This window comes from Nitratireductor lacus, assembly GCF_056431025.1.
The window spans coordinates 263271-272383 of sequence record NZ_JBWKMB010000002.1 but is presented as its reverse complement, the minus strand read 5'-3'; the positions used below and the strand labels follow the sequence as shown (position 1 = coordinate 272383).

General features: G+C 62.0%; 8 protein-coding genes. 5 read left to right on the top strand and 3 right to left on the bottom strand.

Annotated features, from left to right (window positions below; translation table 11 throughout):
• Positions 1 to 195 precede the first annotated feature (195 nt).
• The gene (locus AC07E3_RS03050; protein ID WP_478360262.1) at positions 196 to 1170 is read right to left on the bottom strand and encodes a class I SAM-dependent methyltransferase; all 975 of its coding nucleotides are present in this window, start codon (positions 1168 to 1170) and stop codon (positions 196 to 198) included.
• Between the two features lie 116 nt (positions 1171 to 1286).
• Between AC07E3_RS03050 and AC07E3_RS03045 the strand changes: the two genes are divergently transcribed.
• Together AC07E3_RS03045 and AC07E3_RS03040 are read left to right on the top strand one after the other, a co-directional pair.
• Positions 1287 to 2297 (top strand): ligase-associated DNA damage response exonuclease, encoded by a 1011-nt coding sequence (locus tag AC07E3_RS03045; RefSeq protein WP_478360261.1) that lies wholly within the window; start codon positions 1287 to 1289, stop codon positions 2295 to 2297.
• Complete coding sequence (locus AC07E3_RS03040; protein ID WP_478360260.1) at positions 2297 to 3895, top strand: cisplatin damage response ATP-dependent DNA ligase; 1599 nt, start codon at positions 2297 to 2299, stop codon at positions 3893 to 3895. Before AC07E3_RS03045 ends, AC07E3_RS03040 begins: the two co-directional genes overlap by 1 nt.
• Positions 3896 to 4086: 191 nt before the next feature.
• Here the strand turns inward: AC07E3_RS03040 and AC07E3_RS03035 are convergent, their stop codons facing one another.
• Positions 4087 to 5181, bottom strand: a complete 1095-nt coding sequence (locus AC07E3_RS03035) for a hypothetical protein (protein ID WP_478360259.1) — start codon at positions 5179 to 5181, stop codon at positions 4087 to 4089.
• Between the two features lie 156 nt (positions 5182 to 5337).
• Here AC07E3_RS03035 and AC07E3_RS03030 point away from each other — a divergent pair, with 156 nt between their 5' ends.
• The gene (locus AC07E3_RS03030; protein ID WP_336071950.1) at positions 5338 to 6480 is read left to right on the top strand and encodes a pyridoxal phosphate-dependent aminotransferase; all 1143 of its coding nucleotides are present in this window, start codon (positions 5338 to 5340) and stop codon (positions 6478 to 6480) included.
• Between the two features lie 100 nt (positions 6481 to 6580).
• Positions 6581 to 7537 (top strand): NAD(P)H-dependent flavin oxidoreductase, encoded by a 957-nt coding sequence (locus AC07E3_RS03025; RefSeq protein WP_478360258.1) that lies wholly within the window; start codon positions 6581 to 6583, stop codon positions 7535 to 7537.
• Positions 7538 to 7549: 12 nt separating this feature from the next.
• On the opposite strand, the gene AC07E3_RS03020 is transcribed toward AC07E3_RS03025, so the two are convergent.
• Positions 7550 to 7957 carry a GFA family protein gene (locus AC07E3_RS03020; protein ID WP_336071948.1) on the bottom strand — a complete coding sequence of 136 codons (408 nt, stop codon included), beginning with the start codon at positions 7955 to 7957 and terminating at the stop codon, positions 7550 to 7552.
• A gap of 226 nt (positions 7958 to 8183) precedes the next feature.
• Here AC07E3_RS03020 and phnC point away from each other — a divergent pair, with 226 nt between their 5' ends.
• Positions 8184 to 9026, top strand: a complete 843-nt coding sequence (phnC, locus tag AC07E3_RS03015) for a phosphonate ABC transporter ATP-binding protein (protein ID WP_336071947.1) — start codon at positions 8184 to 8186, stop codon at positions 9024 to 9026.
• The last annotated feature ends 87 nt before the right edge of the window (positions 9027 to 9113 follow it).

Here is a 9113-nt window from a genome sequence, read left to right as displayed (position 1 = left end):
CGGATCCAGCCCAGTCCGAAACAGACATTCCAAATTCTCCTCAAGCTAAATGCCTGAGATGAATCATGATTTGGCATCAATTGCAACTGTAGTACTAGGGCATTTTGCAGTCAGGTGGAATCACCTGACGTCAGCACAAATGCAGGAAATCAACAGATAGAGCGGAGTGGCGTTTCCGTGAAACGGTGAAACGCTCTAATGGGCCCGAGGCCGCTCTTTCCGGTGGGAGATGATGGCGGGATCGGCGGGCCGGGTCTCGTTGCCAACCCGTTCTGCGACCACGATCAGACCTTCTATCGGTTCTCCACGGTCCATCCGGATCGTCGCCTTCTCGAGCAGCACGGGGTCGAACCCGGCTTCGGTAAGGACCGCACGCAGGTGTGGTTCGGAATGGGCGTAGCGGCGCGAAGCACGCAGCACCATTGCTTCGGGGCCCGTGTGATGCTCGACCGAGAAGACGAACAGCGTCCCCGGCGCGAGCGATGCACCGGCCACGGCAAACAGCCTTTCAAGTGCCCCCAGATACATGAACACATCCGCCGCCGTCACCAGATCTGCCGCGCGCGGAAGATCGGCGAGTGCTGACAGATCCGCCCGTGCCAGCCGGTCGTAGATCTGCTTGCCTTCTGCCCGCCTGAGCATCTCCGCGGAAATGTCGATCCCCTCGAGAAAGCTCACACGGGCTCTCAGTCGTTCGCCCATCAGACCGGTGCCGCAACCGAGATCAACGGCATGGGCGAAGCTTTCCCTGCCGACACGCAGAAGCGCCTCGTCCAGCAATTGCGGCACACGATAACCGAGCCTGTCCACCAGCGCGGTGTCGAATGTATCCGCATATTGATCGAACAGCGCTTCGACGAAAGCGGAAGGCGCAGCACCAAGCCCATCCAGCGCGCCGTGCAGCTCCAGCTTCAGCGCTGCCCCAAGCCGGTCTTTGGCGTCGAGCCGCAGAACCGTGCGCCAGGCTTCCACGGCGGCAGCGATTTCGCCGGCTTCAGCAAGCATCTCCCCATGGCGATAGTGTCCGGCCGCCCAGCCGGGCGCGAGCTGCAGCGCGTCGCCCAGAAGCGTGGCGGCAGCCTTAAAATCCCCAGTTTCGAAAAGCATTTCGGCGTATTCGGCCCGGCGGTCGGCCAGGAGATTGCCCGAGGTAAAGGTGAGCGGGTTCATGCGGTGCGTGTGTTCCGGGAGGGCCCTTGCGCGGGCGGTGAGCGCTTATGCTCCCGGAAATCTCTCCTGACAAGCCTGTCTTTCGCTGCCGGAAAAATATCCTATCTTCTGATGCCATGAAGCCGCAGAACCTGCTCCAGCCACGTCCGGCGGGGCTTTATTGCCCGCCCGGCGATTTCTACATCGACCCCGTGCGCCCGGTGGAGCGGGCCATGATCACGCATGGCCATGCGGACCACGCCCGCGCGGGACATGGACATGTTCTGGCGACGAGGGAGACGCTCGATATCATGGAACTGCGCTACGGCGCGGGCTTTGCGGCAAGCCGGCAGCCCATCGGCTATGGCGAGCCGCTTCAGCAGGATGGCGTCGCCGTCTCGTTTCACCCGGCGGGCCATGTGCTCGGTTCCGCACAGATCGCGGTCGAGAAGAATGGCCTGCGCATTGTCGCTTCAGGCGATTACAAGCGCCATCCCGATGCAACCTGTGCACCGTTCGAACCGGTGCGCTGCGACGTCTTCATCACCGAGGCAACCTTCGGCCTGCCGGTTTTCGTCCATCCCGACCCCATGAGCGAAATACGGCGTCTGACCGCCTCGCTGACGCAGTTTCCCGAGCGCGCGCACATCCTCGGCGCCTATTCGCTCGGCAAGGCCCAGCGCGTCATCAGCCTCCTGCGGGCAGCCGGCCATGATGCGCCCATCCTTATTCACGGCGCGCTGGAAAAGCTCTGCCATTACTATCAGGAGCAGGGCATCGATCTTGGCGAACTTGAACCCGCAACGGTCGAGGAAGGCATCGAGGACCGCGCCGCGGGCCGGGTTGTCGTCGCGCCCCCATCCGTATTCGGTGAACGCTGGACGCGGCGTTTCGCCGACCCGCTCAATGTCTTCGCCTCCGGCTGGATGCGGATTCGTCAGCGCGCGAAGCAGCGCGGTGTCGAGCTGCCTTTGATCCTTTCCGACCATGCCGACTGGAACGAGCTGACCGCCACCATCCGCGAAACGGAAGCGAACGAGGTCTGGGTGACGCATGGACGCGAGGAGGCCATCGTGCGCTGGTGTGAACTGAACGGTATCATGGCCCGCCCGCTCAATCTCGTCGGCTATGAAGACGAGGCCGAGTGATGCAGCGCTTTGCAGATCTGCTCGACCGCCTTGTCCTGACCCCGTCGCGCAACGGGAAAATCCGGCTTCTCACGGATCATTTTCGCGCCGTGCCCGATCCCGACCGTGGCTACGCTCTGGCCGCGCTGACCGGCGGGCTCGACTTTCCCGCCGTCAAGCCCGCCATGCTTCGCACCCTGATCGGCGAGCGCATGGACGAAGTGCTTTTCGCTTACTCCTACGACTATGTCGGCGATCTCGCCGAGACCATCTCGCTTGTCTGGCCATCCGCAACCGAGGGCGAGACCCGGCCACCTCCGCTCTCGGAGATCGTTGAAACGCTCTCCAGGCTTGGACGGGCCGAGGCACCCTCCGTCATCGCGGGCCTGCTCGACCGGCTCGATCCTTCCGCCCGTTTCGCGCTCATCAAGCTTGCGACCGGCGGCTTGCGGATCGGCGTTTCCGCTCGGCTTGCAAAGCAGGCGCTGGCCATTTTCGGCGACCGCGATGTGGGCGAGATCGAAGAGCTCTGGCATGGGCTCGAACCACCCTATGAAGCGCTCTTCGCCTGGCTCGAAGGAAGAGCCGGAAAACCCGTTAGCGATGCGCGGGCGCTGTTCCGCCCTGTCATGCTCGCTCATCCGGTCGGCGACGGCGACCTCGCAAAGCTCGATCCGGCTAACTATGCGGCCGAATGGAAATGGGACGGCATTCGGGTGCAGGCGGTCTGTGAAGAGGGCGTAAAGCGGCTTTATTCACGCACGGGAGACGATATTTCCGGCGCGTTTCCGGACCTTTTGGCGGAATTCCAGGCCGAAGTAACGCTGGATGGAGAGCTTCTGGTCGGAAATCCAAGATTCAGGACCGGAACATTCTCGGATCTGCAGCAGCGCCTGAACCGCAAAACGGTTTCAAAAAAGATGCTGGCCGAATACCCGGTCTTCCTGCGCTGCTACGACCTTCTGCGGATCGAAGGCGAGGATCTGCGTTCCCTTGCCTTCACCGATCGCCGGGCGGCACTGCAAAAGACGCTTCCGGCCTTGTCGCAGGACCGTTTCGACCTCTCGCCGCTTGTCGGCTTTGCAAGCTGGGAAGATCTGGATGCCAGGCGCCGCGCGCCGCCCCACCCAGTCATCGAAGGCGTTATGCTGAAACGGCGCGATTCCCCCTATGTGCCGGGGCGCCCGAAGGGGCCGTGGTTCAAATGGAAGCGCGATCCGTTTACCGTCGATGCCGTGCTGATGTATGCCCAGCGCGGCCATGGTAAACGGTCAAGCTATTACTCCGACTATACGTTCGGCGTGTGGAAAGGGCCGGAAGAGGCGCCCGAACTGGTGCCTGTCGGCAAGGCCTATTTCGGTTTCACCGACGAGGAACTGAAGCAGATCGACAAATACGTGCGCGACAACACCATCGAACGGTTCGGCCCCGTCCGCTCGGTGCGCGCCGAACGCGGTCACGGCCTCGTTCTGGAAATCGCTTTTGAAGGGTTGAACCGCTCGACCCGCCACAAATCGGGCGTCGCCATGCGCTTCCCGCGCATCTCCCGCCTGCGCTGGGACAAACCGGCAGCCGAGGCAGACCGGCTTGAAACGCTGACGGCCATGCTCGCTGACTAGATCGCCGTGCGTCCATCCGGACGCACAAAGGACGATCTAAACTATTGATGGAGCATTGGAATAATCCGAAAACCGGATCCCACTTTTCGATCCGATGCTCTAATGCATGTCGCTTTCAAATGAACTCATTTGAAAGTGTTACAGCGTCCTTTGCGCGTCTTATAAGACGCGCGGCGCTGTAGAAGCCAGAACTACCGCGTGGCTATGGCAGCGCGGATGGAGAAAACGTCAAGCGCGTGCCCTTCGCCCGTTGCATCGGGAATGATCGTGATCGTGCCGCCACCACTGGGCGACTCATTGGGCAGCTCGACTTCGAAGAGGTAGTCAGCGCGGGTTGGCCCCACCACGTAACGGGTGCGCCCGCAACCGCCGAGTGCTCCGAAATTGCAGGACAGCGAGAGCTGCGTTTCCTCGCCATCCTGCGCCCGGGCCTCGATGCTGAAAATGGCGTTTCGTCCGGAAAGTGTCTCCAGAACGCCCTGTCCGACATCGAAGGAGATGCCGGCGCTGCCAGCGGTGCTTACGCGCAGGAATATCTGATCGTCATTGCGCATCACGTCGATATTGCCGCCGTCCGGTGCCGAAACACTGGTCGGGTCGGCCGGGTCGAACACTGTGATCCACTGGCCGGCCGCCCGGCTTCCGCGTGATCCGGAAGATGACGCATCGTCGCCGCCTGAAAAACTGTCCTCCTCAAGGGCCAGCGGCGGGTTGCGCACACTGGTGTCGCGCTCATCGCTGGACATCAGGATTCCACTGGACATGGTCCACCAGAGCCCAATGCCGGCGAAAGCCACCAGGGTCGCCACCAGAAAAAGCATGGCGTAGGGACGGCGCTGCCGGGGTAGCGCCGCGCGAATACGGCGCTTTGCATCCTCCTGCGAGGGCTCATCGGGAGTGAAGCCGCGGTCACGAGGGTCAATCCGTGGTGCGAAATCGCCATTGTCGCCCTTCGGGCGCGGCGCACGGCGCGGCTCCGGCGATACGTGCGGTGAAGAAGCCTGTCGCCGACGCGGTTCGGGCTGCGAAACCGGAGGGGCCTCCGCCTTCGGCGCCGCCGGAGACGAAGGCGCGGCGGCAGGCACGAACTCCGTCTCGATCTCCGTAATCGTAGCCTTCAGATTGTCGCGTCTTGCGAGCTTCGCGTCTTCTGAAAGATCGTCGCGCGCTTCGAGCGTGCGTTCCAGTGCGGCAAAGGCAGAACGATAAACCTTCTCACGAAAAGGCCGTTTGCTCGCATCGCCCTTTTCGAACGCCTTTCTTATCGCATTTTCTATCGCGTCCAAGGCTGGCTGCCCTCTTTGCCTGTCATTGCCCCATGGTTAACCTTTGGTGAGTATGCAATCAACGGTCATAACAAGGTGTGAACAATCGGCTTCTCCCGCCCAGGCACGTGGAATCCGGTTCAATGTCCATCCCAATCATGCCCCAAGGAGTTCAGAATGCGGGATTTCGCGCTCGAGGTTCACTTTTCCCGCTGGGAGTTCAACGCCCGGCATCACATGACCGCTTCCGACATGGAGAGCATGACGCTTGGCGAACTGACGCAGATGGCCGGGCCTTCCGCGCGCGAAAATCTTGATGCGCTGTGGCTCGGCTATACGGAAACATGGGGCGCGCCCGACCTGCGCGAGGCCATTGCCGCCACCTATGACGGTCTTTCCGCGCGTGACATTCTCTGCTTCGCCGGGGCGGAGGAAGGCATCTATGCGGCCATGCGGGTGATGCTTTCATCCGAGGATCACGCCATCGTTTCCGTTCCAAACTACCAGGCTGCGGAGACCGTGCCGCTGGGGCTGTGCGCGGTGACCGGCGTTCCGCTTCTGGAAAACGACAACTGGCGGCTCGATCTCGATGCGGTGCGTGCCGCGATCCGTCCCAACACGAAGCTCATCTCGGTCAATCTGCCCAACAATCCGACCGGCGCCCTGATGCCGCAGGAGGATTTCGCGGCCCTCGTGGCGCTATGCCGCGAGCACGATCTCTACCTTTTTAGTGATGAGGTCTACCGCCTGCTCGAACGCGACGAGGCCGGGCGCCTGCCGCAGGCAGCGGAAGCCTATGAAAAGGGCGTTTCCCTCAACGTCATGTCCAAGGCCTACGGCCTGCCGGGCCTGCGTATCGGCTGGATCGCCAGCCGCGACACGGCGCTGTTGCAGAAGCTGGAGCGCTACAAGCACTATCTCTCCATCTGCAATTCCGCCCCGAGCGAACGGCTGGCGGTCATGGCGCTTTCGGTGAGCGACCGGATCCTCGCGCGCAATCGCGCGCTTATCGCAGAAAATCTGGAGAAGATGGATCGTTTCTTCGCAGAGTATCCGGACCTGTTCGACTGGCGGCACCCGGATGGCGGCTGCGTTGCCTATCCACGCTACAACGGGCGGGACGGTGTCGAGCGCTTCTGTCATGACCTCGTGGAGCAGGCGGGCGTTCTGCTGTTGCCCGCCTCGGTCTACCATTCAGAGCTGATGAAGACGCCTGCGGGGCGCTTCCGCATTGGCTTCGGACGCAGGGGCATTGAAGCCGGGCTTGCGGCGATGAAGGACTTCCTCGCGCGCCGGCACAACGACATCGCGCCCGGCTGAGAAAGCATCGGCACAAAATGTGCGGCCGGAGGTTTTCAATACGGGGTGAGATGCTGTAAAGCTTTGACGTTTACGAATACGTCAATTAAGGGGATAGCCAATGGCGCTTCCGGCCGTTTTCGACACATTGCGTTTGCCCGTCGTCGGCGCGCCGCTGTTCATCATCTCGCATCCGCCGCTGGTGGTAGCGCAATGCAAGGCCGGTGTGGTGGGCTCGTTTCCCGCGCTCAACGCCCGCCCCAAGGAACAGCTCGACGAGTGGCTTTCGCAGATCACCGAAGAGTTGGCCGCGCATGACGCACAGAACCCGGATCGCCCCTCCGCCCCCTTCGCGGTCAACCAGATCGTTCACCGTTCCAACGACCGGCTGGAGCACGATCTGAGAGTCTGTGTGGATCACAAGGTGCCGATCGTCATCACCTCACTCGGCGCGGTCGAGGAAGTAAACCAGGCCGTCCATTCCTATGGCGGCATCGTGCTGCACGACATCATTCACGACCGCCATGCACGGAAGGCCATAGAAAAAGGCGCTGACGGGCTGATCGCGGTTGCAACCGGGGCCGGCGGCCATGCCGGCACGCTTTCTCCCTTTGCCCTGGTGCAGGAAATCCGCCAGTGGTTCGACGGGCCGCTGCTTCTTTCAGGCGCCATCGCCAATGGCGGTGCGGTTCTTGGCGCACAGGCCATGGGCGCGGATCTTGCCTATATCGGCTCGCCGTTCATCGCCACACACGAAGCGCGTGCGCCGGACGATTACAAGGAAATGATCGTCTCTTCGCGCGCAGCCGATATCGTCTATTCCAACCTCATTACCGGCGTGCACGGCAATTATCTGAAAGGCTCCATCGTCAAGGCCGGCATGGACCCCGACAACCTGCCGGAAGCCGATCCGTCGAAGATGAATTTCGCCAGCGCCGATGCAAAGGCCTGGCGCGACATCTGGGGCAGCGGACAGGGTGTCGGTGCGGTGGGCGAGATCACCGGAGCAGGCGCGCTGGTGGATCGGCTTGTGGACGAGTACGCAGCCGCAAGAAAGCGGCTCTGCGGCCCTCGCTAACAATTTCGCGCATTACCCCGGCAGGCCGTCCAGCCGGGTTACCTCATCCAGCCCGTTATCCCAGTTCGCCCGGCTGGAAAGACAGATATGCGCATTGGGCCGGATATCAACGGGCGTATCTAGGCTGCCGGCAGGAACGACGATCATCGCGCCCCCCGCCTCCGCCCTCGGCAGGGCTGAACCACAGCTTCGGCAGAAGCTCCTCCTGTGTCGCGCATCGGGCACGCGATAACTCTCGATACAGTCTTCGCCTGAAAGCCAGGTGATCTCGGCCTCGCTCGAAAACAGATTGGCCGCATGGGCGGAGCCCGATCCTTTCCTGCATCGTGAACAGTGACACAGATAAAAGCGCTCGAATGTGCCTGAGATCTCAAATCTCACCGTGCCACACAGACACGTGCCGGAATGCTTCGTACTCATGGTTTGTTTCCCTCCAGACAGCGCCCCTTAGGGGCAGGACCCATTAACACATCCGGCAGAGAACCGCATTCGATGCGTACCACCCCGTACCTGCCGGAGCTGTGCACTGTCAAAAAACCGTCACCCAGGCGACATCCAGGTTTCATCCACACCCATTAGGCGAAAGAGCAACAAGGGCGGAAAGCCCGCGGGAGAGCCGCAACAAGGCGCTTAACGGGATCAGCAAATGCTTGAAATTCGACAGGTCACCCGACGCTTCGGACAGAACACGGCCGTGCGCGACGTGGAACTGGAAATCGAACAGGGCCAGATGGTCGGTGTCATTGGCCGCTCGGGCGCCGGAAAATCGACGCTTCTGCGCATGATCAACCGGCTGATCGATCCTTCAGAGGGCTCGATCTCATTTCAGGGCAAAGAAGTATCAGCTCTTAAAGGCGCGGAGCTTCGCCGCTGGCAACGCGACTGCGCCATGATCTTCCAGCAGTTCAATCTGGTGCCGCGCCTCGACGTGCTGACCAATGTCCTGCTCGGGCGCCTCAACCATCGTTCCACCGTTCTCAACCTGATGAACATGTTCACCCGCGAGGAGCGCATCCGCGCCATCGCCGCGCTGGAGCGCCTCGACATCGCCCAGACCGCGCTGCAGCGCGCCGGCACGCTTTCCGGCGGTCAGCAACAGCGTGTGGCGATCGCCCGCGCACTCATGCAGGAGCCGAAAGTGATCCTCGCCGACGAGCCGATCGCCTCGCTCGATCCGCTCAACGCCAAGGTGGTGATGGACTCGCTTGCCGATATCAACGCCCGCGAAGGCATCACCGTCATCACCAACCTGCACACGCTCGACACGGCGCGCGCCTATTGCAACCGCATTGTCGGCATGGCCAAGGGTGCTGTCGTGTTCGACGGTCCGCCGGAAGCGCTGACCAGCGAAGCGGTGCGCACGATTTACGGCGGCGAGGAAGGCGCGGAGCTTTCCGAAGCGATCACCTCCACCAGCATCAATGTCCCGGCTCCACAGCCGGCAAGAAAATCGACCGGTCAGGCTCAACCGGCGCTCGCCGCCGTCTGACCCACGGGATCGCCTGGCCCGCGTAACGGGCCGCTCTGCCTGAAAACCCGCCGGCGGGAAAAGCCGGCACCCAAATGGAGAGACGTC

Coding starts and splice junctions, on each gene's coding strand:
- AC07E3_RS03025 (WP_478360258.1), top strand. CDS start 6,581: ATGGCGCTTCCGGCCGTTTTCGACACATTGCGTTTGCCCGTCGTCGGC.
- AC07E3_RS03020 (WP_336071948.1), bottom strand. CDS start 7,957: ATGAGTACGAAGCATTCCGGCACGTGTCTGTGTGGCACGGTGAGATTT.
- AC07E3_RS03045 (WP_478360261.1), top strand. CDS start 1,287: ATGAAGCCGCAGAACCTGCTCCAGCCACGTCCGGCGGGGCTTTATTGC.
- AC07E3_RS03040 (WP_478360260.1), top strand. CDS start 2,297: ATGCAGCGCTTTGCAGATCTGCTCGACCGCCTTGTCCTGACCCCGTCG.
- phnC (WP_336071947.1), top strand. CDS start 8,184: ATGCTTGAAATTCGACAGGTCACCCGACGCTTCGGACAGAACACGGCC.
- AC07E3_RS03030 (WP_336071950.1), top strand. CDS start 5,338: ATGCGGGATTTCGCGCTCGAGGTTCACTTTTCCCGCTGGGAGTTCAAC.
- AC07E3_RS03050 (WP_478360262.1), bottom strand. CDS start 1,170: ATGAACCCGCTCACCTTTACCTCGGGCAATCTCCTGGCCGACCGCCGG.